Source organism: Mycobacterium ostraviense (assembly GCF_002705925.1).
Taxonomy (GTDB): Bacteria; Actinomycetota; Actinomycetes; order Mycobacteriales; family Mycobacteriaceae; genus Mycobacterium; species Mycobacterium ostraviense.
Window position 1 is genome coordinate 1516686 of record NZ_NKRE01000001.1, and the last position, 25330, is coordinate 1542015.

Genomic DNA, 25330 nt, shown 5'->3' on the forward strand with positions numbered 1-25330 from the left:
ACGCCAAGATGATTCATTACACCTGGCTCCTGGTGGCCCTGCCGCTGGCGGGTGCCGCGATCTTGCTGTTCGGCGGCAGACGAACCGACGCGTGGGGTCATTGGCTGGGCTGTGCGGCGGCCGTCGCGTCGTTCGGTGTGGGCGCGACGTTGCTTGCCGACATGCTCAGCCGCGGCGAGGGCGACCGCGTTATTCGCCAGACGGTGTACACCTGGATCCCGGTGGGCGGCCTCCAGGTCGACTTCGGGCTGCAGCTCGACCAGTTGTCGATGTGCTTCGTGCTGCTGATCACCGGCGTCGGATCGCTGATCCACATCTACTCGGTCGCCTACATGGCCGATGACCCGGACCGCCGCCGATTTTTCGGCTACCTCAACCTGTTTCTGGCCTCGATGCTGCTGCTGGTGGTCGCCGACAACTATGCGCTGCTCTATGTCGGCTGGGAAGGCGTGGGCCTGGCTTCCTACCTGCTGATCGGTTTCTGGTACCACAAACCGTCGGCGGCCACGGCGGCCAAGAAGGCGTTCGTGATGAACCGGGTCGGTGACGCCGGACTGGCGCTGGGCATGTTCGTCATGTTCGCCACGTTCGGGACGCTGTCCTACGCCGGAGTGTTCGCCGGTGCGCCCGCCGCGGGTCGCGGTGCGCTGACCGCGATCGGGTTGCTGCTGCTGTTGGGCGCGTGCGCCAAATCCGCCCAGGTTCCGCTGCAGGCCTGGCTGGGCGACGCGATGGAGGGCCCCACCCCGGTGTCCGCGCTGATCCACGCGGCCACCATGGTGACCGCCGGCGTGTATCTGATCGTGCGGTCCAACCCGCTGTACAACCTGTCGCCGGAGGCTCAGCTGGCAGTGGTCGTCGTCGGCGCCGTCACCTTGCTGTTCGGCGCGTTCATCGGCTGCGCCAAGGACGACATCAAACGTGCACTGGCCGCATCGACGATGAGCCAGATCGGGTACATGGTGCTGGCCGCCGGTCTGGGCCCGGCAGGCTATGCCTTCGCGATCATGCACCTGCTCACCCACGGCTTCTTCAAGGCCGGCCTGTTCCTCGGGTCCGGCGCGGTGATCCACGCGATGAACGAAGAGCAGGACATGCGCCGCTACGGCGGACTGCGGGCGACGCTGCCGATCACGTTCGTCACCTTCGGACTGGCCTACCTGGCGATCATCGGCGTGCCGCCGTTCGCGGGCTTTTTCTCCAAGGACGCGATCATCGAAGCGGCGCTGAATGTCGGCGGAGCCCGGGGCTATGTGTTGGGCGGCGCGGCGCTGGTCGGTGCCGGCGTCACCGCGTTCTACATGACGCGGGTGATGCTGATGACCTTCTTCGGCAAAAAGCGTTGGGCGCCAGGGTCGCATCCGCACGAGGCGCCGGGGCTGATGACCTGGCCGATGATCCTGCTGGCCGTCGGCTCGGTGTTCTCCGGGGGACTGTTCGCGGTGGGCGGCACCCTGCGCAACTGGCTCGAGCCCGTCGTCGGCGTACCCGAAGAAGCCACCCACGCCATCCCGGCCTGGGTCAGCACCACGGTGACGCTCGCCGTCGTCGCCGCCGGAATCGCGGTGGCCTACCGGATGTATGCCACCGCACCGATCCCGCGGGTGGCCCCCACCCAGGTGTCGGTGCTGACGACGGCCGCGCGCGCCGACCTCTACGGCGACGCCTTCAACGAGGAGGTGTTCATGCGTCCCAGCGCCCGACTGACCGACACGCTGGTCGAAGTCGACAATTCGGGGGTGGACGGGTCGGTCAACGCGCTGGCCGCGCTGGTGAGCCGGACGTCGAACCGGTTGCGGCGCATGCAAACCGGCTTCGCCCGCAACTACGCGCTGTCGATGCTGGCCGGCGCGGTCCTGGTGGCCGCGGTACTCCTGGCGGTGAACCTGTGGTGAGCAACTTTGCCTGGCTGAGCACGCTGTGGCTGGTGCCGCTGGCCGGTTCGGTGCTGATCATCCTGCTGCCCCCCGGACTGCGCCAACTGGCCAAGTGGACGGGGCTGATCGTCAGCGTCGCGACGCTGGCGGTCTCGGTCGTGATCGCGACCGGCTTCAGGCCCGGCTCCCAAACTGGCACAGAGCCATACCAGTTCGTCGAAAAGCATTCCTGGATACCGGCTTTCGGTGCCGGCTATACCCTCGGGGTGGACGGCATCGCGGTGGTGCTGGTGCTGCTGACCACGGTGCTGATTCCGCTGCTGCTGGTGGCCGGCTGGAACGATGGAGGGGAACGCACCCGCGGGGTGCACGCGTATGTCGCCTTGACGCTGGCCATCGAGTCGATGGTGCTGATCTCGCTCGTTGCACTCGACGTGCTGCTGTTCTACGTGTTCTTCGAAGCCATGCTGATCCCGATGTACTTCCTCATCGGCGGCTTCGGACAGGGTCCGGGGCGCTCCCGCGCCGCGGTGAAGTTCTTGCTGTACAACCTGTTCGGCGGGCTGATCATGCTGGCGGCGGTGATCGGGCTATACGTGGTGACCGCGCAACACGGTCCGGGCACCTTCGACTTCCGCGAGATCGTGTCCGGTGTCGCCTCGGGCCGCTACGGCGTGGACCCGGCGGTGTTCAAGGCGCTGTTCCTGGGTTTCATGTTCGCGTTCGCCGTCAAGGCCCCGCTGTGGCCCTTCCACCGCTGGCTGCCCGACGCCGCGGTCGAGTCCACTCCCGCGACCGCGGTGCTGATGATGGCGGTGATGGACAAGGTCGGCACCTTCGGCATGCTGCGTTACTGCCTGCAGCTCTTTCCCGATGCCTCAACCTATTTCCGTCCGCTGATCGTGACGCTGGCCATCATCGGCGTGGTCTACGGCGCGGTGGTGGCGATCGGTCAGACCGACATCATGCGGCTGATCGCCTACACCTCGATCTCGCACTTCGGGTTCATCATCGCGGGCATTTTCGCGATGACCACCCAGGGCCAGAGCGGCTCGACGCTGTACATGCTCAACCACGGCCTGTCCACGGCGGCGGTGTTCCTGATCGCCGGCTTCCTCATTTCCCGCCACGGCAGCCGGTCGATCGCCGACTACGGCGGTGTGCAGAAGGTGGCCCCGATCCTGGCCGGCACCTTCATGGTTTCGGCCATGGCCACCTTGTCGCTGCCCGGCCTGGCCCCGTTCGTCAGCGAATTCCTGGTGCTGCTGGGCACTTACAACCGCTACTGGCTGGCCGCGGCGTTCGGTGTCACGGCCCTGGTCCTGTCGGCCATCTACATGCTGTGGCTTTACCAGCGGGTGATGACCGGGCCGGTGGCCAAGGGCAACGAACGGATCGGTGATCTGGTGGGCCGCGAAATGACTGTGGTGGCACCGCTGATCGCGTTGCTGCTCGTGCTCGGGGTCTACCCCAAACCGATGCTCGACCTCATCAACCCCGCGGTCGAGAACACCATGACCACTATCGGCCAGCATGATCCCGCGCCTCATGTCACACATCCGGTTTCGGGCGCCGGCGCCCCGCGGACAGCCGAAGGACCGCACCAATGACCTTGCCCAGCCCCAGTATTGAGTACTTCCTGCTCTGCCCGATGCTGATCGTCTTCGGCGTCGCCGTCGTCGGAGTGCTGGCCGAAGCGTTCCTGCCTCGCCGCATGCGATACGGCGCCCAGGTGACGCTCACCGTCGGCGGATTGATCGCCGCATTCGTGACGGTCATCATGGTGGCCAGGTCGATTCCGGCGTCCGGTCGACCCGCGGTGCTCGGTTCGGTGGCGGTGGATCGACCGACGCTGTTTCTGCAGGGCACCGTGCTGCTGGTCGCGGTGATGGCGGTCATCTTCATCGCCGAACGCAGCGCGCACCGGGTTGCCGCACCGAACAGGGTGGCGGTCGCGGCGGGCACCGGCGGGCTGGATTCCTTTACGCCGCAGGCTTCCGCGGTGCCCGGCAGCGACGCCGAACGGGAGGCCGAGCGGGCTGGGGCCGCCCAAACCGAGATCTTCCCGCTGCTGACCCTGTCGGTCGGCGGCATGATGGTCTTTCCCGCGTCCAACGACCTGTTGACGATGTTCGTCGCGCTGGAAGTGTTGTCGCTGCCGCTCTACTTGATGTGCGGGCTCGGTCGTCACCGCCGCCTGCTGTCGCAGGAAGCGGCGTTGAAGTACTTTCTGCTGGGCGCCTTCTCGTCGGCGTTCTTCCTCTACGGCGTGGCGCTGCTCTACGGCGCGACCGGCACCCTGACCCTGTCCGGTATCCGGGATTCGCTGGCAGCACAAAGCGATACGTCGATGGCCTTGGTCGGCGTCGGGTTGCTGTCGGTCGGCCTGCTGTTCAAGGTCGGCGCCGTCCCCTTCCACTCCTGGATTCCCGATGTGTACCAGGGCGCGCCCACCCCGATCACCGGATTCATGGCCGCCGCCACCAAGGTGGCGGCGTTCGGTGCGCTGCTGCGCGTGGTCTATGTCGCGCTGCCGCCGCTGCACGACCAGTGGCGGCCGGTGCTGTGGGCGATTTCGATCCTGACCATGGCGGTAGGCACCGTCACCGCGGTGAACCAGACCGACGTCAAACGGATGCTGGCCTATTCGTCGGTCGCACATGTCGGGTTCATCCTCACCGGTGTCATCGCCGACAACCAAGCGGGTCTGTCGGCGACGTTGTTCTATCTGGTCGCCTACAGCTTTTCCACGGTGGGCGCGTTCGCCATCGTGGGCCTGATCCGCAATGCCAAGGGAGTCGAGGACGCCGACCTGTCGCACTGGGCCGGGCTGGGGCAGCGTTCACCCATTGTGGGCGTGATGCTTTCGATGTTTTTGCTGGCGTTCGCCGGCATCCCGCTGACCAGTGGGTTCGTCAGTAAGTTCGCGGTGTTCCGGGCCGCGGCCCAGGGTGGGGCGGTGCCATTGGTGATCATCGGTGTGATCGCCAGCGGGGTGGCCGCCTACTTTTACGTGCGCGTCATCGTGTTGATGTTCTTCACCGAGGGATCCGACGACACACCGCAGGTGGTGGCGCCCGGAGTGCTGAGCAAGGCCGCTATCGCGGTATGCGCCGTGGTCACTGTGGTTTTGGGGATCATCCCGCAGCCGGTGCTCGACCTGGCCGATCACGCCGCGCAATTGCTGCGCTGAGGTAGCCGGCGGGACTGTTTCTGAATCGACTTCAGACCTTCATGGTCGGAGTGAGGGCAGCCTGCAGGATCCGGACGTCGCGGGTTGCGATCGTGAGGTTGCGCCTCAGTGCTTGTGCGACGACGACGCGGTCGAAGGGATCCCTGTGCTCCCAGGGCAGTCGCGCCGCCAAGATGCCATCTTGTGAATCAATGGCCAGCTCAGAAGCACTCATGTCCGCAATGACCTCACTCCAGGTCGATAGCAGTGCGTCACCGTCGAGTCGACCAAGGCGTGTCTTGATGCCGATCTCCCACGCCGAACCGGCGGTCACCCACAGGTTGGTGTCCGAGCGCGACAAAACACTCAGCGCGTCGGCGTCTAGCCTCGCTGGCCAGCCAAAGGAACGTGTGAGTGTCAAGCAATACGTTCATGACGCGTTGTCTTCCCAAGCGGCAAGCTCCGACTCAGGTAGCGGATCGTCAAAGTCCTCGGGTACCACCAGATTCGGAAACTGACCGAACCGCCGCGGCACGGGCTGGATAGGGACAAGCATGGCGACAGGTCGACCGTAATTGGTGATGGTGATCGAGGCGCCGGTGCGCTCAACTTCGGCTAATAGGGCATTGAGCCGATTCTTTGCTTCGGTGCTCGTCACTGTCTGCATGTCAGCCATACTAACGATGTAGGGCTTTCTGGCTGGCTACGCTAGATCGGGTAGCTGACAGCGCCCGGCGTGGCGTCTAGTGGAAGAACCCCGACTGACTGTCACCGGTGTTGAAGCCGCCGGAGCTCAGCGTGCCCGAGTTCTGGACGCCCGAGTTGTCGTTACCCGAGTTGCCGACGCCGGCATTGTCACTGCCGGAGTTGGCGATGCCCGTGTTGGCGATGCCCGTGTTGAAGAAGCCCGCCAGCCCGCCCCCGCCCGAGTTTTGGACGCCCGACACGTAGGCGCCCCCGGTCGTGTTCTGGAAGCCGGAGGTATCGGTGCCCGAGTTGTAGAAGCCCGACATGTTGGTACCCGTGTTGCCGAAGCCCGACACCGAACCGGGCTGGTCGATCGAGCTGCCGAAGCCCGTGTTTACGCTGCCCGCATTGAACAGCCCGGTGTTGAGGTCTCCCGAGTTGAACCACCCTGTGTTCTCGTTGCCCGAGTTGAACCAGCCGGTATTGACGCCGTCCCCGGCAAAGCTGTTGAAGCTGCCGGTGCTTCGCGTGCCCGAGTTTCCGAAGCCCATGTTGTCAAGGCCCGAGTTGCCGACCCCCACGTTGAAGCGTCCGGCATTCCCAATTCCGAAGTTGCTGTCGCTCCCGTTTCCGAAGCCCGTGTCCCTGCTGCCGGCGTTCCAGAAACCGGTGTCGACGCTGCCGGAGTTCGCGAAACCGTAGTTAGCGTTGCCCGAATTGAAGAAGCCGACGTTGTTGTCTCCGGAGTTGAAGAACCCGATGTTGTTGTTGCCCGAGTTTCCGAAGCCGATGTTGTTGGTGCCCGCGTTCAACCCGCCGATGCCGACCATGTTGTCGCCGGTGAGCCCGAACCCGATGTTGTTGTTGCCGTGGTTGCCGAAACCGAAATTGTTGTTGCCCAGGTTGCCGAAACCCAGGTTGTGCGAGCCATGGTTTCCACTGCCCACGTTGGAGCTACCGAAGTTCCCCCCGCCGAAGTTGTAGCTGCCCCGGTTTCCGCTGCCCATATTGCCGTTGCCGAAATTCCCGAAGCCGACGTTAGCGCTGTTGAGGTTTCCGAAGCCGAGGTTGAGATCGCCGAAGTTGCCGTTGCCGAAGTTGGCGGTGCCCAGGTTGCCGCTACCCAGGTTGAAGAAGCCGCGGTTTCCGCTGCCCAGGTTGGCGTTGCCGAAGTTTCCGCTACCGAAGTTGAAGTCACCGGTATTCCCGCTGCCGAAATTGAAGTCGCCGGTGTTTCCGCTGCCCGGGTTGAAGTCGCCGATGTTGCCCATGCCAAGGTTCCAGGCGCCGGTGTTCCCGAAGCCGGTGTTGATGCCCGGAATGCTGATCGCCGGCACGGACAGGTGAGGCAAAGCGGGAATCGCAACCGTCGGCAAGATCCCGTGCAAGAAGCCCGACTGGTTGTCGCCGGTGTTGAAGAACCCCGAGCTGAACATGCCCGCGTTGGCGATTCCCGAGACCAGCTCACCGGAGTGGGCCAGGCCAAAGTCGTTGGTGCCCTTGTTGAACAAGCCCGAGTTGAGCGTGCCCGAGTTGAACCAGCCCGCATCGCCGTCGCCCGAGTTGCCGATCCCCGAGTTCAAGCCGAGGCCCGTGTTCGTGTTCTGCAAGCCGGAGGTGGCGGGGCCGGTGTTATTGAACCCCGAGACATCGGTGCCCGTGTTCCCGAAGCCCGAGACCGAACCCGGCTGGTCGATTGAGCTGCCCAGGCCCGTGTTGACGCTGCCGGCGTTGAACAGGCCCGTGTTGGTGGCGCCCGAGTTGAAGAAGCCAGTGTTGTTCGGGCTCGAGTTGAAGGAGCCGGTGTTTCCGCCCGGTGCGGGGAATGCGCCGCCGCCGGAGTTGAAATCGCCGGTGTTGAAATCACCCGAGTTGAAGAAGCCCATGTTGTCCGAGCCCGCGTTGCCGACGCCCATGTTCTTGAAACCCGCGTTGCCGAAGCCGAAATCGAGGTTGCCCCCGTTCCCGGCGCCGGTGTTCCAGTTGCCCGAGTTCCAGAAGCCCGTGTTGATGTTGCCAGAGTTTGCGAAGCCGAAATTACCGCTGCCCGAGTTGAAGAAGCCTACGTTGTTGTCGCCGGAGTTGAAGAACCCGATGTTGTTGTTACCGGAGTTCCCGAAGCCGACGTTGTTGATGCCCGAGTTCAGCCCGCCGATGCCGATCTGGTTGTCGCCGGTGAGCCCGAAGCCGATGTTGTTGTTGCCATGGTTCCCGAAGCCGAGGTTCTTGCTACCGAAGTTGCCGAAGCCGATGTTGTTGGCGCCGTGGTTCCCGGAGCCCACGTTCAAGGGGCCGAAGTTTCCGCTGCCGAAGTTGTCGCTGGAGTGGTTTCCGCCGCCGAAGTTTGCACTGCCCCAATTTCCGAAGCCGATGTTTCTGTTGCCGTCGACGGGTCCGGTGTTACCGCTGCCGAAGTTGAGATCGCCGCGATTGCCGTTGCCGAGGTTGAGGCTGCCGAAGTTTCCGTTGCCCAGGTTGAAGAAACCTCTGTTTCCGCTGCCCAGGTTTCCGTTGGCAACGTTTCCGCTGCCGAGGTTGGCGTTGCCGTAATTTCCGCTGCCGAAGTTGAGGTCACCGTGGTTGCCGCTGCCCAGGTTGACATTGCCGATGTTTCCGATGCCCAGGTTCCACGCACCGGTGTTGCCGAAGCCGGTATTGATCGCCGGCAGAATCGACGCCGCGGCGACCCCCGCCGGGCTGGCGGCTACCGCCGAGCCGACCGCGGCGGCGGCCGCCCCAACCGGGCTGGCCGACACCGCGCCGGCCAGTTGGCCCGCCAAACCTTGCAGCGCGCCCTGCAAGGGCGCCAACTGCCCGGCGATCACCGACACCCCGCTGTGATAGCCGGCCATGGTGGCCACCGCTGAGGCCCACATTCCCTCGTACTGAGCCTCGGCAGCCGCAATCGCCGGCGCGTTCTGCCCGAACAGATTCGACAGCACCAACTGCACGAACTGATTGCGGTTGGCAGCCACCACCACCGGCCGAACCATCGCGGTCCGCGCGGCCTCGAACACACTGGCCACCGCGTTGGCTTGGGCAGCCGCCCCCGCGGCACGCTCAGCCGCCGCGGTCAGCCACCCCGCATACGGAGCCGCCGCCGCGGCCATCGCCTGCGCCGCCGGACCCTGCCACGCCTGACCCGCCAGCCCGAACGTCACCGACGAAAACGACGACGCGGCAGACCCCAACTCAGCAGACAACCCGTCCCAGGCCGTCGCGGCTTGCAACATCGGTGCCGAACCGGCACCGGAAAACATTCGCAGCGAATTGATCTCCGGAGGCAACACTGTAAAGTTCATCGCATCCGTCCCTTCGAAGCCCGGTCGTGACCGGCCGATCGGCGAAAACCGAGCATCGCGCGAACGTGTTTGGGTTCAACAGGGCCTTCCTACCCTAGTCATGAGGCCGAAAGTTCAGAGGCTAATGCGGTGCCGTCGCGGACATGTGGACGTCGCGGTACTTGGTCTCTGCCACCGCGCTGGATAGCCCACGGCGAGCCGGTGCCTTGGGTGCGCACGGCACCAAGAGAGCCGAATGTGCGCCGGCCGCAGAAACGCTTGTTGCGTTGCGCTACAGCGGGTTCGCTGTTTGGGCGCAGCACCACGGCATCTTTAGCCGAGCAGCCGACGAACCGGATACCTGTTCCGTTAGGGCTGACCGAAAATACCCGCCTGGTTGTCACCCTGGTTGAACAGGCCCGCGCTACCGTCACCGGAGTTCCCGATACCAGAGCTGCCAACGCCCGAGTGATAGAGGCCCGAGCTGAGGCCAAACATGGCCGTGTTCCCGACGCCGAAAACGAAGCTGCCCGAGTTGGCGATCCCGGTGTTGTTATTGCCCGAGTTGAACAATCCGGTCTGGCCGTCGCCGGTGTTCTGGAAGCCCGAGCTGGTGTCACCGCTGTTCTGGAAACCGGAGCTGTCATTGCCGCTGTTGAAGAAACCGGAGACATTGCTACCGGTGTTACCGAAGCCCGACCACGTCGCACCGGCGGGGGTAAGCGCGCTACCGACGCTGGTGTTCAGGCTGCCCGAGTTGAAGAGGCCGGTGTTGACATCACCCGCGTTGCCGAAGCCGGTGTTCAGGCTGCCCGAGTTGAAGAAGCCGGTGTTCAGGCCTTGACCTGGGAACGCTGAGCCGCCGGCATTGAACCCGCCGGTGTTGTCCTGGCCCGCGTTACCAAGACCCAGGTTGGAATCGCCCGCGTTGCCGAAGCCCATGTTGTTGAAGCCGCCGTTGGCGATCCCGAAGTTCCGGTCGCCCCCGTTGCCGAAGCCGGTGTTGGTGCTGCCGGCGTTCCAGAAGCCCGAGTTGATATCGCCCGAGTTGGCGAAGCCGAAGTTGCCGGTCCCCGAGTTGAAGAAGCCGAAGTTACCGTCACCGGAGTTGAAGAAGCCGATGTTGTTGTTGCCCGAGTTGCCGAAGCCCATGTTGTTGGTGCCGGTGTTGAACGCACCGAAGCCGACCTGGTTGTCGCCGGTGAGGCCGAAGCCGATGTTGTTGTTGCCCGAGTTGCCGAAACCGAAGTTGTTGTCGCCGATGTTCGCGAAGCCGATATTGGACGAACCGATGTTGGCGCTGCCGATGTTGAAGGCACCGCGGTTCGCATCCCCGAAGTTGTTTCCCTTACTGAAATCGAACGGGTTAAACGTGTTGCCGCTGCCCAGGTTGCCGTCACCGAAGAGATTCCCGAAGCCGAAGTTCCCGTTACCGAAGAAGTTTCCGCTGCCGAAGTTGAGGTTGCCCCGGTTGCCCCAGCCGAAGTTGGTGTTGCCCACGTTTCCGCTGCCCAGGTTGGCGAAACCGAAGTTGCCGCTACCCGAGTTGAGGTTGCCGATGTTTCCGCCGCCTGTGTTCAGGCTGCCGAAGTTCCCGTTGCCCAGGTTGAACGAGCCCCGGTTGCCGCCACCGACGTTCCAGTCGCCGATGTTTCCCAGACCCGTGTTGGACAACACAATCCCAAACGGTGCCGCGGCCGGTGACGCGGCCGCCGCACCGACGGCCGACGCCGCCGCCTGACCCAGGCCCGGCAACCCGGACAACGCCTGTTGCCACGACTGCAACGCCGATGCTGCCGTCGCCGCCCCACCGTGATACCCGACCATCGCGGACACATCCGCGGCCCACATCTCCTCGTAGATGCCCTCAGCGGCGGCGATCAACGGCGCGTTCTGACCAAACACATTGGACAGGACCAGCTTCACGAAAGCGTTCCGGTTCGCGGCCACCTCGAGCGGATGAACCATGGCCGACCGCGCTGCCTCGAACGCACTCGCCACCGCCTTAGCAGACGCCGATGCTCCCACCGCCCGTGCTGCGGCCGCCTCCAAGAATCCCGCGTATGGTGCCGCCGCGGCGGCCATGGCCGCTGCGGCGGCACCCTGCCACGCCTGGCCAGTCAGCCCCGAGGTCACCGACGTGAATGACTGCGCCGCCGTGCCCAACTCCTCAGCCAACCCGTCCCAGGCCGTCGCCGCCTGCAGCATCGGTGCAGACCCCGCGCCGGTGAACATGCGCAGCGAATTGATCTCTGGGGGCAAGACAAAGAAGTTCATCAGCTAGTCCTTTCGTCCGGTCGTCACACCGCATTCCTCCCCGGGCCACGCAACAGACCCCTGAGCTTCGGGCGACCGTGCACGGCATTACACCGGTATTGCAAACTTTAGGAAAATCGCGGCATCAATGTGGGAGTTCCGTCAAATTCGTTGACATTCGCACAGCTACCTCGACCAGGCCCACTTCAGCCCATGAACGGGCGGGTGACCAACACGTAGATCGCCACCACGGCCACCGGTGCCACCAATGGCAACCACGGCACCTGCAGCGGGAAGGACGTCGCGACCAATCCGGCAAACGCGAATCCGGCGGCGGACACGATCGTCGGCAAACTGCCCATCACAAGGCCCGTGCCGACCGCGTGCCGAAACACCAGGTAGGCGGCTGCGCACAGCCCCGACAGCGCGGCAAGCCCCTGCGAAGGGTCCGACATCACCAGCACCGCCACCGACAGCAGCACCGCAATCGTTGCCGCGGGCCGAAACGCGATGCCCGCTGCCACGGCAAGAGCGCCCGCAGCCCCGGCGGCAACGGCCGGCCCGTGCGACCCGACGACGGCGGCGCCCACCATCAGCAGACCGAACAACGAGGACCCGACGCGGCTGACCTGGCCGACCTGACCGGCAGAAACGCCCATGTCAGCGCCGTCCCGCCAGCTGTCCGCGCCCCCGACGACGGCGATCCGGCAAGGTGCTCATCGACTGCTCCAACGGACGATCCCCCTGCCAGGACAGCACGTCGACACCGACGGTGGCCATGTCGCGGTACATCGCGGAGCGCTGCAGCGCCCACAGCCGTACCACCAGCGGGTCCTGCTCACCCTCGAACGGAGAGCCGTCGAGAACGTCGACGGCAACCACCACATGGCCGCGTTTACGCAAGTCGATGAGTGCCAGCGCGAATTCGGTGTCGAGCAAGGTGGAGAACGCGATGACGATCGCCCCGGCCGGGACGGCTGCACGCGGCGCCAGTGTCCCGGTAGTCCTTTCGAACCCGTCGCCGGTGCCCAACACGGTATCGAGCACTCGATAGAACTGGCGCTGGCCGATGTCGGCGCCCAGCCACCGGGGGCGGTTGCCGCCGAGCGCGACGATCCCGGCGCGGTCACCGTTGCGCAGCGCGGTCTGTACCACCTGCGCAGCGCCACGCGCGATGCGCTCGGTGGCCACGGTCGCCGGGCCCGGCGGCTGCCGATAGGTGTCGATGAGCACGATCACGTCGGCGGCGCGGTCGGTCAACCGCTGCGTCACGTGCAATCGGCCGCGCCGCGCGCTGACCGGCCAGTTGACGGCGCGCAGCTGGTCGCCCGGCACGTAGGGGCGAATGTCCGCGTATTCCACGCCCGGGCCGATGTGCCGGGTGAGGTGGGCACCCAGGCGGTCGAGCAACTCGGTCTGCGGAATCGCCGTGGGCTGCGGCGGTGTCAGCGGAAAGACCACGACTTCGGCTGCGTCGACGGTTCCCGTCCCGGTCAGCAAACCGCCGCGCGCGACCACGTCGACCCGGGCCCGGATGGGATAGCGCCCCCATCGCGGCGCCGACGCGGCAACAATTCTGGCTGGGCGGCAATCCGATTGGAGAACATCGAGCTGCATACCGGTAGGCGCCCAGACCGTGACTTCAACCGGCTCCGAACCCGATGGAGCGGTGGAATCCGTTGTGGCCCAGACCTTGACGTGCGCCTGCTCATTCTCGAAGCAGCGCTGCGAATCCGGCTCGCCGTGCACCTGGACGGCCGGGACCGGTCGCTGCCAGTAGATCGAGCACAGCACGCCGAGCAGCGGCGCCGCGAACGCGATTAGCTGCCAGCGACCGCCGATGACGGCAGCCGCCAGCGCCGCTGCCGCACCGGTAGCGATCGCCAGCGTCAACGGTGAGGCGCGCCAGCGCAACTCGACTTCACGCGTCTGGATCATTCGTTCCACTGGTTCGCGGAACAGGCAAGCGCCGCAACAGTTCTCCTACGACGTCGGCGCCCTGTACCTTTCGCACCCACATCTCCGGACGCAACGTGATCCGGTGCGCGATCGACGCGGTCGCCAGCGCCTTGACGTCTTCGGGGATCACATAGTCGCGTCCGAGCAGCAGCGCGCGGGCACGCGCGAGTTGCACCAGGTCGAGTTCGGCTCGCGGACTGGCGCCGACGGCGACCTGGGGATGATGCCGCGTCGCGGTGGCCAGCGACACCACGTAGTGCAAGACGTCCTGGTGGACGGTCACCTGCTCGACCGATTCCCGCATCGCCAGCAGGTCGTGCAGGTCGACGACCTGGCTCACCGTCGGTTCGGCCGATCCCCGGTCCAAGCGGCGGCGCAGCATCGCGGTCTCGTCCTGCTCGGAGAGGTAGCGCAGCTCCAGCCGAATCGCGAAGCGATCCAGCTGCGCCTCGGGCAGCGGGTAGGTGCCCTCGTACTCGATCGGGTTGTCGGTGGCCAGCACGATGAACGGCGTGGGCAGCTTGTGCGTCTTGCCGTCGATGCTGACCTGGCCCTCGGCCATCGCCTCGAGCAACGCCGCCTGGGTTTTCGGCGGCGTGCGATTGATCTCGTCGGCCATCAGCAGGTTGGTGAAAATCGGACCGGGGCGAAACTCGAAGCGTCCCGACTGCATGTCGTAGATTGTCGAGCCGAGCAGGTCGGCCGGCAGCAGATCGGGGGTGAACTGCACTCGCTTGAATTCCAGTCCCAGCGCGGCGGCGAAGGACCGTGCGATCAGCGTCTTGCCCAGCCCGGGCAGGTCCTCGATGAGCACGTGGCCGCGGGCCAGGACGGCGGTGAGGATCAGCGTGAGCGCGGCGCGCTTGCCCACCACGACGCGTTCGATTTCATCGAGCACCGCCTCGCAGCGGGCCGTCGTCGTCGCGACCGGCATATTCATGATCGGGTCATGATCGAGTCACATTCGTCCTACCAGCGTCATACCAGCTCGAATTTTTCCAGTATCGCTTCGAGCGCCGCGCGGCCGGGACCGGGCTGATGCGCACCGGAGGGCGCGACGTTGTTCGGGTTGACCCATTCCCACAACTCGGCGCCGAACAGCATCTGGCCCGTGGCATGAAACGCCGCCGGGTCTTTGGCCAGCCGTTGACCGGTCGCGATTTCAAATCGGCGCGCCAGCATCGGACGCAAGTGCCGGTCCCAGTCCGCCCGGGTGGATTCCGACCACCGGATCGTGGTCTCGGTGCTCGACAGCCAGCGGCGCAATCCGTCGCCGAGATCGTCGTGCTCGGGCTCGGCGGCCGGTGATGATCCGTGGCCGAGGACACGGCGGACATTGAGCAACACCAGGCCCACCGCCACACCCGAGGCTGTGAGCATGAACCGGCGATCCGGCACGATCAACCCCAGCAGCTCGATTCCGACGATGAGGCAAACACCCAGGATGACAAGCTTTTTCACAGGGCAGCTCGCGGGGTGCGGGACGCCAGTTCGTCGAGCACCAGCCGAAGGACCCGCACGGCGAGGTCGCGGTGCCCCTCGTTCATCACGTGCGGGCTGAACCGCGCCTCGGCGAACAGGTTGACCAGCTGTCCGGCGTTGTCAGCGCGCAGGACACCGTGCGCGACGGCGCGGGCCAGCACCTCGGTGGGGGTGTCGAAGTGCTGGGGAACGGCGCCGGGAACGTTGGCGAGCTCCCGCTCCATGGCCGCGTAGCAGGCAATGATCGCCTGCCGTGGCTCGCGATCGAGATCGGTCATCTCGGCCAATCCCAGTTCGGCCGCCCGAACCAGCAAATCCGGCCCCTGCGCCGGCCCCGGGAACTCGACGTCGTCGGCGGGCACGCTCGCCGGGGGTGCGGCGCGCCACCGCCGCCGCGCCATGATGGCTGCCCCTGCGACGATCATGATCAACAGCGGAACCGTGTACGCGAGCAGGATTTCCAGGGTGTGTCCGGGATTGTCCGGCGGGTGCTGCCTCGGTGGCGCCGCGGGGCGGGGCGCCGGCGGTGGCGCGCTCTGATCCGCCGAGGGCAGCGAGGAAGCCACTTCCTGCGGCACGACCAGGCGGGCCAGCAGCGTCGCGACCAGCAGCCAGGCCACGATCACGCCCAGCCCGATGAGCAGCACCCGCCAACTGGGCCGTCCCTTGCCGCCGCCGAGCATCTCGGACAGGTTCCCCGCACTGGGCGCCTCCGCGCGTGGATCACGCAATCGCGCGATCATCGCGAACGCCATCAGCGCGACACTCGCGCTCAGGGCGACGATCACGAACGTCAGCGCCACCCGGCCGCTACCCGGCTCCGAGTGGGAGCCACCGTCGGCAGCCGGCAGATAGCCACGCAGGGCCGCGGCGACCAGGATCAACAGCAGGATCAGGGCGACAACGCGTCCTGTCGGCTTGTCGATACCGGGCATCTGGCACACCTGCCTGCCGCCGCTGCGGCCTGGGATTTCTTCATACTGGCATGTCAAAGACCCCTGTCGCCACCAGCGGCCGAAGTTACTGCTCCCGCTGGAACGGCCGGAAGCTGCCGTCGAGAACCTCGCGGTGGCCGACGGTGCGCCCGGTGACCACGGCCGCATCGACGAGTGCCAATTCCACTGCCGCCCTGGCGAATTCGTCCGCCGGGGCGGTGTCGGCGAATTCCCGGGCGTAGTAGGCCAACCCCGGGGTGAGGATGGGTTTCGACGGCGCCAGCGCGTTGACCGCGATGTTGTGGCCGGCCAGATCGAAGGCCGCGCACTGGGTGAGATGCTCGAGCGCCGCCTTGGCTCCGCCGTATCCGGGCAGGACCCCGCCAATGCGATCCGGATAGGGCCCGTCGCCGGGTAACCGGGAGGCCACCGAGGTGATGTTGACGACCCAGCCGCCGCCCGCAGCGATCATGTCGGGACAGGCGAGTTGCATCAACTCGTAGGCAGCGAACACCGAAATCTCGAAGTGCCGGCGATAGGCGGCCAACGGGATACTGAGGAATCCGGGCCAGCCGCGTTTGCCGTCGGTCGGCCTGGCGGGCTTGGCGTGCGGTTGCGCGCCCGGCACCGGCGGGCGGCCGGGCGCGGTGAACGCCGCATTGTTGACCAGGATCGTGATCGGCCCCAACGCATCTCGCGCTTGGGTTACCAGCCGTGCGACGTCGTCGCGCTCGGTCAGGTCGGCCCGCACCGCGATCGCGCGTCCGCCGGCCGCCTCGATATCGGCCACGGTTTCACCGATGGTCCCGGGCAGCCGGTCGTCCCACACCTGCTCGGTGCGCCCGGCAACGGCCACCGCCGCGCCCTCGGCCGCCAACGCCAACGCGATGGCACGGCCCAATCCGCGGCTGGCGCCGGTGACGACCGCGCCGCGCCCGGCCAGCCGCCGCGTCACCGGGTCACCCCGTGCACCAGGATCGCGGCGGTCTGATCCACCCACGTGTCGTCGAGCTTTTCGTCCGGGCGCAGCAGCATCCGCAGCATCGTGGCTCCCCCGATCAGTTCGATCAACCGGTCCGGGTCGACGTCGGGATGGGCCTCACCGCGGTCGACAGCCGCCCGCAACCGCGCCCGCACGGCGACGAACAGGTCGGTGAAGCGTGACATCACCCGGGCGTTGAGTTCGGCATCGGCGGTCATATCGGCCACCAGACCGGGCAACGCGGCCCGTACCACCGGGGTGGTGAACACGTCGCGAGTGGCGGCGAGCATCATCGCGATGTCGGCGGCGATATCGCCGGCCGGAGCTTCCAATGCCGTGGGGGCCGCCGGGAATGCCGCCTCGTGGACCAGCTCGGCCTTACTCGACCAGCGCCGGTACAACGCCGATTTCGTGGTCCCGGCACGTTCGGCGACTGCGGCCAGGCTCAGGTTCGAATAGCCGATCTGCACAAGCAGTTCCGCGGTGGCCGCCAAGATCGCCGAATCGATGCGCGGGTCGCGGGGCCGCCCGGCGCCCGGGGCCTTGTCAAGGGAGGACGGGTCTGCTTTCATAACGCTACCTACCGTATCGTAATTACCGCGGGAAGGAAGACCTGTGGCCAACGAACCGGCGATCGGGGACATCGACCGCCTGCAGCGCTCGAGTCGGGACGTCACCACCCTGCCGGCGGTGATGTCGCGATGGCTGTCGACGGTGTTGCCCGGCGGCGCCGCACCCGAGGTGAACGTGGAAAGCGGCGTGGACTCCACCGGCATGTCGTCGGAAACCATCATCGTCACCGCGCGCTGGCATCAGGACGGCCAACCCATCGAGCAGAAACTGGTGGTCCGGGTGGCGCCCGCCGCCACCGATGTGCCGGTGTTCCCCAGCTATCGACTCGACCACCAATTCGAGGTGATCCGGCGAGTCGGCGAGCTGACCGATGTCCCGGTCCCCAACGTGCGCTGGATCGAACCCACCGGGGACGTGCTCGGAACTCCGTTCTTCCTCATGGATTACGTCGACGGCGTGGTGCCGCCCGACGTCATGCCCTACACCTTCGGCAACAACTGGTTCGCCGATGCCTCGGCCGAACGTCAGCGTGAACTGCAGGACGCCACGGTCGCGGTGCTGGCCACGCTGCATTCGATTCCCGACGCCGAGAGCACATTTGGATTTCTGGCCAAGGACTTTGCCGGTGATAGCGCGCTGCGCCGGCATTTCAACTGGGTCCGCGCCTGGTACGACTTCGCGGTACCCGACATCGGCCGATCTCCGTTGCTGGAGCGGACGTTCGACTGGCTCGACGACAACTGGCCGCACGAAGCGGCCGCGCGCCGACCGGTGCTGCTGTGGGGGGACGCCCGGGTGGGCAACGTCATGTACCGCGACTTTCGGCCGGTGGCGGTGCTGGACTGGGAAATGGTCACGCTGGGCCCTCGCGAACTCGACGTCGCGTGGATGATCTATGCGCACCTGGTCTTTCAAGGGCTGGCCGCCCTGGCGACGCTGCCGGGGCTGCCCGACGTGATGCGCGAAGACGACGTCCGGGCCACTTATGAGCGGCTTACCGGCGCGGAACTTGGCGACCTGCACTGGTTTTACGTGTATTCGGGTGTCATGTGGGCATGCGTGTTCATGCGGACCGGCGCGCGCCGCATTCACTTCGGCGAGATCGACCGACCTGACGACGTCGAATCGCTGTTCTACCACGCCGTTTTGATGAAGCGACTGATCGGAGAGGACGACTGATGCTTGGGCCGCTCGACGAATATCCGGTACACCAACTTCCCCAGCCGATCGCCTGGCCGGGTTCCTCCGACCGCAACTTCTATGACCGCTCCTACTTCAACGCCCACGACCGCACCGGAAACATCTTTGTGATCAGCGGTATCGGCTACTACCCCAACCTGGGCGTAAAGGACGCATTCCTGCTCATCCGGCGCGGGGACACCCAAACGGCGCTACATCTTTCCGACGCTATCGACCAGAACCGGCTGCGCCAGCGCGTCAACGGCTATCGCATCGAGGTCATCGAGCCGCTGCGCAAGCTGCGCCTGATCCTCGACGAAACCGAAGGCATCGCAGCCGATCTCACCTGGCAGGGGTTGTTCGACGTCGTCCGGGAACAGCCGCACATACTGCGGTCCGGCAACCGGGTGACGCTGAATGCGCAACGGTTCGCCCAGCTGGGCAGCTGGAGCGGCCGGATAGCGATCGACGGCGAAGAGATCGCGGTGGACTCCGCCGCCTGGATCGGCAGCCGCGACCGGTCCTGGGGCATCCGGCCGATCGGTGAGCCGGAGCCGGCCGGCCGGCCCGCCGATCCGCCGTTCGAGGGCATGTGGTGGCTGTACCTGCCGATGGCGTTCGACGATTTCGCGGTCGTGCTGATCATTCAGGAGGAGCCGAACGGATTCCGCTCGCTCAACGACTGCACCCGGGTGTGGCGCGACGGCCGTGTCGATCAGCTGGGCTGGCCGCGGGTGACAATCCACTACCGCTCCGGCACCCGGATCCCCACCGGGGCGACCATCGACGCGACGGCATCCGACGGCACCCCGGTGCACTTCGACGTGGAGTCCAAGCTGCCGGTGCCCATCCACGTCGGCGGCGGCTACGGCGGTGATTCCGACTGGCTGCACGGCATGTGGAAGGGCGAGAAATTCGTCGAGCGGCTGACCTACGACATGACCGATCCGGCGATCATCGCGCGGTCCGGCTTCGGCGTCATCGACCATGTCGGCCGCGCGATGTGCCGCGACGGCGACGCCGAACCGGTGGAGGGCTGGGGTCTGTACGAGCACGGCGCGCTGGGACGCCACGACCCGTCGGGATTCGCCGACTGGCTGACCGTTGCACCGTAAGCGCGCCGTGAACGGGGCGCCGGCCACCGCACCTCGACGTCAATGCCCCGAGCTACGGTCAACTGCCCCAAGGACGGTGCCGACGTCGTTGGGGCCGCAACGGTAGTCAGTCAGGCCGGGTCACATCAGTCACTTGAGTCACCCCGCGTCGGGGTGTTGGTCGTGCTCGCCTTACTCGGAAATTCATGGTGACCACCAATGCTGCTGGCCAACGATGTCCTCTTGGTCCTCTTGCGCAGCCTTGGATGCCTGGCTCTGTTTTCGACGTTTTCCGGTACGCCGATACCGCACCTTCGCTCAGAACCATCGGCGGTCATGCCGCCGTATCGAGCGTGCAGTGACGGCTTTGACTGTGTATGCAGGGCGGGAATATCCATGATCGGCCCGCCCTGAGCGCACACTCGGCACCACCAGCGCACACTCGGCGCCACCAGCCGCCGACCCATCCGCACCAGCCCACGATTTCCCATCTCCCCACACCCGGGCGCAGCCCCACGACCGCCTGGAAGCGACAAATCTATTGGGCGCCTCGGTTGTCGCGTGAAGCTGGGCAAACCATGTGGCCGGCTCGGCCAACGACCCATCGATAAAAATGTCAGCGCCGCAGCCCACGACGCCGCTGAGCCGCGACAATGAGAGCCGTCGTCCCGCAGAGATCCGCAGAAATCCGCCAAGGTCCACGAGGTGATCCACGAAAACAGGTGACGGTCGTACGTCACCAAAGTTCAACCGTCCGTTGCCAGATTCCGGCTTCGATGATCGCGGGCAGGCCGGCGATAACAATTATTCCGACGGATCCGCTGAAATGCGGTTGACTGGAGGACGTGACAAACCCACGCTGGATTGTCGACGTGGTCATAGTGGGAGCCGGCTTCGCCGGACTGGTGGCAGCCCGCGACCTGGCCGGTCAGGGTCATGACGTGCTGGTCTTCGAAGGCCGCGACCGTGTCGGCGGCCGCTCCCTCACCGGCAACGTCGCCGGATTACCGGCGGATATGGGCGGCACATTCGTCGGACCTACTCAAAACCAGGTCCTGGCCCTGGCCGACGAGCTGCGAGTTCCGACCATCCCGACCTACCACGACGGCAAGAACGTGATCCACTGGCGAGGCGCGGTACGCCCGTACAGCGGCACGATCCCGAGGCTTTCGCTGGCCGGACTGCTCGACATCGCACGGTTGCGCTGGCAATTCGAGCGGCTGGCCCGCGGCGTGCCGATATCGGCGCCATGGGATGCGCCACGAGCGCGCGAACTCGATGGCGTGTCACTGCGTCAGTGGTTGCGCGCGGTGCGCGCCACCGCGTCGTCGCACGACCTGATGGCCATCATGGCCCGGGTGACCTGGGGTTGCGAACCCGAAGACGTGTCCATGCTGCACGCCACGCGCTATGTGCGCGCGGCTGGTGGCCTGGACCGGCTCCTCGACGTCGAAAACGGCGCCCAGCAGGATCGGTTCGCGGGCGGCACCCAGCAGATCGCCGACCTGGCGGCGGCTGAGCTGGGAAACCGGGTGGTGCTGGACGCCCCGGTGCGTCGCATCGACCGGCACGGCGCCGGTGTGACCGTCACGTCGGATCAAGGACAGGCCGAAGCCGGGTTCGTCATCGTGGCGATCCCGCCCGCGCACCGTACGGCCATCGAGTTCAATCCCCCGCTGCCGCCGGAATACCTGGAACTGGCCCGGCATTGGCCGCAGGGCCGGTTGAGCAAGGCCTACGCCGCGTATTCGAAGCCGTTCTGGCGAGCCAACGGATTCTCCGGCCAGGCCTTGTCGGACAACGGCCCGGTGTTCATCACGTTCGATGTCAGCCCACATGACGACGGGCCAGGCATCCTCATGGGTTTCGTCGATGCTCGCACATTCGACTCGCTGCCCACCGAGCAGCGCCGCCGCGACACGCTGCGGTGCTTCGCCTCGCTGTTCGGCGATCAAGCGCTCAAGCCGCTCGACTACGCCGATTACCGTTGGGGCAGCGAGCAATTCGCGCCGGGCGGTCCCACCGCGGCGGTGCCGCCCGGTTCCTGGACCAAATACGGGCGGTTGCTGCGCGAACCGGTTGGGCCGATCCACTGGGCCGGCACGGAAACCGCGGATGAATGGACCGGTTATTTGGAGGGCGCCGTCAGGTCCGGTCGGCGTGCGGCCACCGAAGTCTCCGCACTGCTATGAGCTGATCCGGTGGACCGCGGAATGCCGCGTGACCGATTCGGCCAGGCTACGCAAATGGCGGTTCACCTCGTGGTGCTGTTCCAGCATCGAGCAGTGGCCGCCGGGCAACTCGACGAGGTCGAAGACATTGGGTGCGGCACTGGCGATCTTGCGTGACTGACTCATCGGCGTCAGCCGGTCGCGCTTGCTGCCGATCACCAGGGTCGGCACCGTCAAACCTTCGAGGTTGATATGCCGAGGCCCCAGTTCCTGCACGAGCATCCGCGCACAGCCGCCGCGCCCTGCCGCTGAGGTCTGCGCGAAAAGCTCGTAGACCAGCCGAGCAGTGCTCGGGTGGGCATCTGCCCCGACGGCCATCATTGCGACCATGAACTGGGTCGGTATCCGGACCGCGCCGGGTATCCGAAATCCCCCGAACGCCTTGATCAAGCCGCGGCCGGCCAGCACTCGTGCCGCCGACAACTCCCGTGGCACCGACAGCAACTTCACCTTGCTGAGCAGGTCGCCGGTGGTCGTGTTGATCAAGGCGACCGCGTCGGCGCGCCGGGGTACCTTGTGGCGATAGCGTTCCGACCAGGCCGAGATGGTGATCCCGCCCATCGAATGTCCGGCGATCAACGCCCGCTCGTGCGGGGCCAGCGTCGCGTCCAACACCGAATCCAGGTCGGAGGCAAGGTGTTTGAGGGTGTAGCTGCCGCGACGAGGAATGCCACTGTGCCCGTGTCCGCGGTGGTCGAAAGCGATCACCCGATAGTCGTTGGCCAGGTCGGCGATCTGATATGCCCACACCCGGATGGAGCAGACGAAGCCATGCGTCAAAACGATCGGATAGCCGTCCGGCGGCCCGAACACCTGGGTGTGCAGCGGAGTCCCGTCGGCCGCGCGAACGGTCAAACTGCGACTGGGCGGCAACGCATCGGGCAACTCGTTCGGCACATTGCCGCGGGTGGACTTCATCGCCGCTCCCCCTTCGAACGCGGCTTCGTCGCCGCCCTCCGGATGGCGCCGAGTTTACCTGACGGTAATGTGGGACCGGTCACATTTGCGCGAATACGATCTGGTAACGACGCTGAGCAGCCGACATTTCGGGAATTGGGCGGGTGTGAGACCCTGACGGCGTGTCCCAGATGTCCCGCCGGAGGTTTCTGGCGGCAACGGCGGGTTTGACCTGCGCCGTCGGTACCGGCGCGACGGTCGGGTGCGCCAAGACAGCGCCTCCGGACAACAAGGCGGTCCTGGTCATCGGCGCCGGCATGGCGGGTTTGGCGGCCGCGCGCAGTCTTGCCGACGCGGGTTGGCCGGTACGGGTGATCGAAGCCCGCAATCGGATTGGCGGCCGGGTGAATACCACCCGCGACTGGGGTGCGCCGCTGGAAATGGGCGCGTCGTGGATTCACGGCACGACGAACAATCCGCTGGTGGAGTTGGCGCGCAACGTACAGGCGCAACTCGCGCCGACCGACTACAACCAGGCGGCGAAACTGGTGATCGATCCTCGCCTACAGCCGATCGACTACCACGAGGCGACCTGGCGCGCGCTCGTGGCCCAGGCACGTGACGAGGTCGACGGCGGGAGTCTGGGTGCCGCCGTCAACGCCCAGGCGGAGCGCGACGAGTTGTCCGATGGCGAGCGCGCCCAATTGGCCTACTACGTCAACACCGAAATCGAAGACGAGTGCGCCGCGGATGCAGACCAGCTCTCCGCCACGACGTTCGACCGGGGCACCTATACCGGCGGGCCACAGGTGGTCATCACCAGCGGATACGATGCCGTGCCACGCTCGCTCGCCGACGGGCTGCCCGTCGTCCTCAATACCGCGGTCACATCGGTGGTGCGACAAGGTAATTCGGTGATCGTGCGAGCCGGTGACCGGTCCTTCGAAGGACCCGCCGCCATCCTCACCGTTCCGCTCGGCGTGCTGCAAGCCGGGGCGATAACCTTCGATCCGCCGCTTCCAGACGGACACGCACACTCCTTGCGGGCGTTGGGATTTGGCGTACTGTCCAAGAGTTACTTCCGCTTCGCGCAGCGGACCTGGGACCTGGAAAACGCGTTCTACCAATTTCTGGGCGCCGACGGCGGGATGTGGGCGCAGTGGCTGACGTTGCCGGCCGCCGCCGGGCCGATCGTGTTGGCTTTCAACGCCGGTCACCGCGGCCGGTACGTGGAGTCGGCGGCACCCGGTGAGTTGATGGCCGGCGCGCTGCCCATCGCCCGGCAGTTGTTCGGCAACGACATCGCGCTCGTCGACGTCAAATCGTCGAACTGGACCCTCGATCCCTATGCCCTCGGCTCGTACTCGTTCCATGCGCCGGGTTCCGGTCTCGACGATCGCCGCCGGCTGCAGGAACCGATCGACGACCGGCTCTACCTCGCCGGCGAAGCCGTCGGCGAGGACAATCCCGCCACCGTGCACGGCGCCCTGCTCAGTGGCCGACACGCCGCGGCCGAATTGATGCACCGCCTGCAATGACGTTGCCGGCGTGGCCGGTCAATAGTCTTCCAGCGCGGCCACGTTGCGCCAGCTCGGCCATGTCGTCTCCCAGATCCGATGGATTCGACCGTTGCGGTACGCGGCGATGAGCACAACCTCTATCCGGGTCGGCTGCTCGCCGGGGCGAGACGTGGTAATCCATAACCGTCCCGCCACCTTGTCGGGGGCCGCGACCCACGCCTGCTCGTCGTACTCGACCGTGTAGCTGATGTCGGTGGCATAGACATTGCGGTGACTGTCGCGGAATTCGGCGAAACTCTGACTCAGTCCGTCGGAGTACATCAAGAAGTCGGGGTCGTAGTAGCGCTCGAAGAGATCAGCGTTCTTGGCCACGACCACACGGTCGAACATCTCGCGAAGCAGCGCCACCGACACCGGCCGATGGTAGCCGAGTTCGGAAGTGCTACGACTGCGGCCCGCCCGACTCACGCGGGCAGCTCTTGCGCGCCGCGATCAAGGTTGTGGAATTGCGCGCAGGGCTCTTTTGCCCCCAGCATGAAGGGCAGTGCCTTCGCCCCGAACCCCAGCTTCGCCGAGAGCCGGCCGAAGAAGCCGCGTTCCGCCACCACGGGCCGCACCTCGGACGTGGCCAGATCGATATAGTAGGTCGAGGTTTGGCCGATGCCCTCGAAATCGTGGGTCAACGCAATCGCGAGCATGCGCATCGACTCATCGAGGCATCCTGCCACCACGTCGGTCATCAGCACGTACTCCGACACCGGCACCAGGTTCTTCAGCATCCGGTGCACCAGGATGACGTCGACGCCGGCGAGTTCGACCCGGCGCTTGACCTTCTGCTCGGCGACGTCGCCCTCGTGAGTGACGAACTTGAGCCACAAGTTGTCGAGTTGCGAGCAGCTCTGACAGTCGCAGGCGATATCCTTCTTCAGCCTTTCCCGCCGCGCCAGGAAGGCTTGCCGCATCGTCGCTATCCGTTCGCACACAATGACTTTGGCGTTGCCACCGGGCGCCCAGAAGAATGCGGCATCGCCCTCCAGCTTGGCCAGCTTGAGACCTTTTCCGGCGTCGATGACCGCTTCGAGCAGCTCGGCCACCGTCTGCTGCGCGTGCACCAGGTGCAGGCGGTTCCAACTCATGTAGTGCGTGTATCCGCCGATGTCGGCAATGAGTAGCACGGCACGCCTAACGGCCATGAAACCGGCATT

General features: G+C 65.9%; 21 protein-coding genes. 7 read left to right on the forward strand and 14 right to left on the reverse strand.

Annotation, left to right across the window (positions count from 1 at the left end):
• Positions 1-8: 8 nt before the first annotated feature.
• The 3 genes from nuoL to nuoN are packed head-to-tail and all read left to right on the forward strand — an operon-like array spanning position 9 to position 5070.
• On the forward strand, positions 9-1895 hold the full coding sequence (nuoL, locus tag CDN38_RS06815; protein ID WP_075511152.1) for an NADH-quinone oxidoreductase subunit L: 1887 nt from the start codon (positions 9-11) through the stop codon (positions 1893-1895).
• Positions 1892-3487, forward strand: a complete 1596-nt coding sequence (locus CDN38_RS06820) for an NADH-quinone oxidoreductase subunit M (RefSeq protein ID WP_099319344.1) — start codon at positions 1892-1894, stop codon at positions 3485-3487. Before nuoL ends, CDN38_RS06820 begins: the two co-directional genes overlap by 4 nt.
• Positions 3484-5070, forward strand: coding sequence for an NADH-quinone oxidoreductase subunit NuoN (gene nuoN / locus CDN38_RS06825; protein ID WP_075511150.1), 1587 nt, complete (start codon positions 3484-3486; stop codon positions 5068-5070). The genes CDN38_RS06820 and nuoN overlap by 4 nt, the downstream gene beginning before the upstream one ends.
• A 31-nt stretch (positions 5071-5101) precedes the next feature.
• On the opposite strand, the gene CDN38_RS06830 is transcribed toward nuoN, so the two are convergent.
• The 11 genes from CDN38_RS06830 to CDN38_RS06880 form a co-directional block, all read right to left on the reverse strand.
• Positions 5102-5383, reverse strand: a complete 282-nt coding sequence (locus tag CDN38_RS06830; protein WP_306316086.1) for a type II toxin-antitoxin system VapC family toxin — start codon at positions 5381-5383, stop codon at positions 5102-5104.
• A 96-nt stretch (positions 5384-5479) separates the two neighbouring features.
• Positions 5480-5716 (reverse strand): type II toxin-antitoxin system Phd/YefM family antitoxin, encoded by a 237-nt coding sequence (locus CDN38_RS06835; protein WP_075512361.1) that lies wholly within the window; start codon positions 5714-5716, stop codon positions 5480-5482.
• A gap of 76 nt (positions 5717-5792) precedes the next feature.
• Positions 5793-9038, reverse strand: coding sequence for a PPE family protein (locus tag CDN38_RS06840; RefSeq protein WP_075512359.1), 3246 nt, complete (start codon positions 9036-9038; stop codon positions 5793-5795).
• Positions 9039-9386: 348 nt separating this feature from the next.
• Entirely contained in the window at positions 9387-11294 is a 1908-nt protein-coding gene (locus CDN38_RS06845) for a PPE family protein (protein WP_075512358.1), read from the reverse strand.
• 185 nt (positions 11295-11479) lie between these two features.
• Positions 11480-11932, reverse strand: coding sequence for a hypothetical protein (locus CDN38_RS06850; protein ID WP_075512357.1), 453 nt, complete (start codon positions 11930-11932; stop codon positions 11480-11482).
• 1 nt (position 11933) lies between these two features.
• Entirely contained in the window at positions 11934-13211 is a 1278-nt protein-coding gene (locus CDN38_RS06855) for a DUF58 domain-containing protein (RefSeq protein ID WP_075512356.1), read from the reverse strand.
• A complete protein-coding gene (locus CDN38_RS06860) occupies positions 13195-14172 on the reverse strand; it encodes an AAA family ATPase (protein WP_036419692.1) in 978 nt (325 codons plus the stop codon). The genes CDN38_RS06855 and CDN38_RS06860 overlap by 17 nt, the downstream gene beginning before the upstream one ends.
• Before the next feature lie 38 nt (positions 14173-14210).
• On the reverse strand, positions 14211-14693 hold the full coding sequence (locus tag CDN38_RS06865) for a hypothetical protein (RefSeq protein WP_075512355.1): 483 nt from the start codon (positions 14691-14693) through the stop codon (positions 14211-14213).
• Positions 14690-15649, reverse strand: a complete 960-nt coding sequence (locus CDN38_RS06870; RefSeq protein ID WP_075512354.1) for a DUF4129 domain-containing protein — start codon at positions 15647-15649, stop codon at positions 14690-14692. The genes CDN38_RS06865 and CDN38_RS06870 overlap by 4 nt, the downstream gene beginning before the upstream one ends.
• An 85-nt stretch (positions 15650-15734) precedes the next feature.
• Positions 15735-16604: an SDR family NAD(P)-dependent oxidoreductase gene (locus tag CDN38_RS06875; RefSeq protein WP_075512353.1), complete on the reverse strand. Its 870-nt coding sequence runs from the start codon at positions 16602-16604 to the stop codon at positions 15735-15737.
• On the reverse strand, positions 16601-17203 hold the full coding sequence (locus CDN38_RS06880; protein WP_075512352.1) for a TetR/AcrR family transcriptional regulator: 603 nt from the start codon (positions 17201-17203) through the stop codon (positions 16601-16603). Before CDN38_RS06880 ends, CDN38_RS06875 begins: the two co-directional genes overlap by 4 nt.
• 43 nt (positions 17204-17246) lie before the next feature.
• Between CDN38_RS06880 and CDN38_RS06885 the strand changes: the two genes are divergently transcribed.
• The 3 genes from CDN38_RS06885 (at position 17247) to CDN38_RS06895 (ending at position 21669) form a co-directional block, all read left to right on the forward strand.
• A complete protein-coding gene (locus tag CDN38_RS06885) occupies positions 17247-18383 on the forward strand; it encodes a phosphotransferase family protein (protein WP_075512351.1) in 1137 nt (378 codons plus the stop codon).
• Positions 18383-19498 carry an Rv3169 family protein gene (locus CDN38_RS06890; RefSeq protein WP_075512350.1) on the forward strand — a complete coding sequence of 372 codons (1116 nt, stop codon included), beginning with the start codon at positions 18383-18385 and terminating at the stop codon, positions 19496-19498. Before CDN38_RS06885 ends, CDN38_RS06890 begins: the two co-directional genes overlap by 1 nt.
• A gap of 824 nt (positions 19499-20322) precedes the next feature.
• Positions 20323-21669 (forward strand): flavin monoamine oxidase family protein, encoded by a 1347-nt coding sequence (locus tag CDN38_RS06895; protein ID WP_075512349.1) that lies wholly within the window; start codon positions 20323-20325, stop codon positions 21667-21669.
• On the opposite strand, the gene CDN38_RS06900 is transcribed toward CDN38_RS06895, so the two are convergent.
• The gene (locus tag CDN38_RS06900) at positions 21664-22626 is read right to left on the reverse strand and encodes an alpha/beta fold hydrolase (RefSeq protein ID WP_075512348.1); all 963 of its coding nucleotides are present in this window, start codon (positions 22624-22626) and stop codon (positions 21664-21666) included. The genes CDN38_RS06895 and CDN38_RS06900 overlap by 6 nt on opposite strands.
• 161 nt (positions 22627-22787) lie before the next feature.
• On the opposite strand from CDN38_RS06900, the gene CDN38_RS06905 reads away from it, so the two are divergent.
• The gene (locus tag CDN38_RS06905; RefSeq protein ID WP_075512347.1) at positions 22788-24143 is read left to right on the forward strand and encodes a flavin monoamine oxidase family protein; all 1356 of its coding nucleotides are present in this window, start codon (positions 22788-22790) and stop codon (positions 24141-24143) included.
• A gap of 18 nt (positions 24144-24161) precedes the next feature.
• Here CDN38_RS06905 and CDN38_RS06910 read toward each other — a convergent pair whose 3' ends face one another.
• Positions 24162-24539: a nuclear transport factor 2 family protein gene (locus tag CDN38_RS06910; protein WP_075512346.1), complete on the reverse strand. Its 378-nt coding sequence runs from the start codon at positions 24537-24539 to the stop codon at positions 24162-24164.
• 50 nt (positions 24540-24589) lie between these two features.
• On the reverse strand, positions 24590-25318 hold the full coding sequence (locus CDN38_RS06915) for a DUF2652 domain-containing protein (RefSeq protein WP_075512345.1): 729 nt from the start codon (positions 25316-25318) through the stop codon (positions 24590-24592).
• Positions 25319-25330 lie beyond the last annotated feature (12 nt).

What these genes read in the sequence shown, in the direction of transcription:
- CDN38_RS06860 (WP_036419692.1), bottom strand. Translation starts at nt 14,172, where the DNA reads ATGAATATGCCGGTCGCGACGACGACGGCCCGCTGCGAGGCGGTGCTC.
- CDN38_RS06900 (WP_075512348.1), bottom strand. Translation starts at nt 22,626, where the DNA reads ATGAAGTCCACCCGCGGCAATGTGCCGAACGAGTTGCCCGATGCGTTG.
- nuoL (WP_075511152.1), top strand. Translation starts at nt 9, where the DNA reads ATGATTCATTACACCTGGCTCCTGGTGGCCCTGCCGCTGGCGGGTGCC.
- CDN38_RS06840 (WP_075512359.1), bottom strand. Translation starts at nt 9,038, where the DNA reads ATGAACTTTACAGTGTTGCCTCCGGAGATCAATTCGCTGCGAATGTTT.
- CDN38_RS06880 (WP_075512352.1), bottom strand. Translation starts at nt 17,203, where the DNA reads ATGAAAGCAGACCCGTCCTCCCTTGACAAGGCCCCGGGCGCCGGGCGG.
- CDN38_RS06890 (WP_075512350.1), top strand. Translation starts at nt 18,383, where the DNA reads ATGCTTGGGCCGCTCGACGAATATCCGGTACACCAACTTCCCCAGCCG.
- CDN38_RS06835 (WP_075512361.1), bottom strand. Translation starts at nt 5,716, where the DNA reads ATGCAGACAGTGACGAGCACCGAAGCAAAGAATCGGCTCAATGCCCTA.
- CDN38_RS06870 (WP_075512354.1), bottom strand. Translation starts at nt 15,649, where the DNA reads ATGCCCGGTATCGACAAGCCGACAGGACGCGTTGTCGCCCTGATCCTG.
- CDN38_RS06855 (WP_075512356.1), bottom strand. Translation starts at nt 13,211, where the DNA reads ATGATCCAGACGCGTGAAGTCGAGTTGCGCTGGCGCGCCTCACCGTTG.
- CDN38_RS06845 (WP_075512358.1), bottom strand. Translation starts at nt 11,294, where the DNA reads ATGAACTTCTTTGTCTTGCCCCCAGAGATCAATTCGCTGCGCATGTTC.
- CDN38_RS06915 (WP_075512345.1), bottom strand. Translation starts at nt 25,318, where the DNA reads ATGGCCGTTAGGCGTGCCGTGCTACTCATTGCCGACATCGGCGGATAC.
- nuoN (WP_075511150.1), top strand. Translation starts at nt 3,484, where the DNA reads ATGACCTTGCCCAGCCCCAGTATTGAGTACTTCCTGCTCTGCCCGATG.
- CDN38_RS06850 (WP_075512357.1), bottom strand. Translation starts at nt 11,932, where the DNA reads ATGGGCGTTTCTGCCGGTCAGGTCGGCCAGGTCAGCCGCGTCGGGTCC.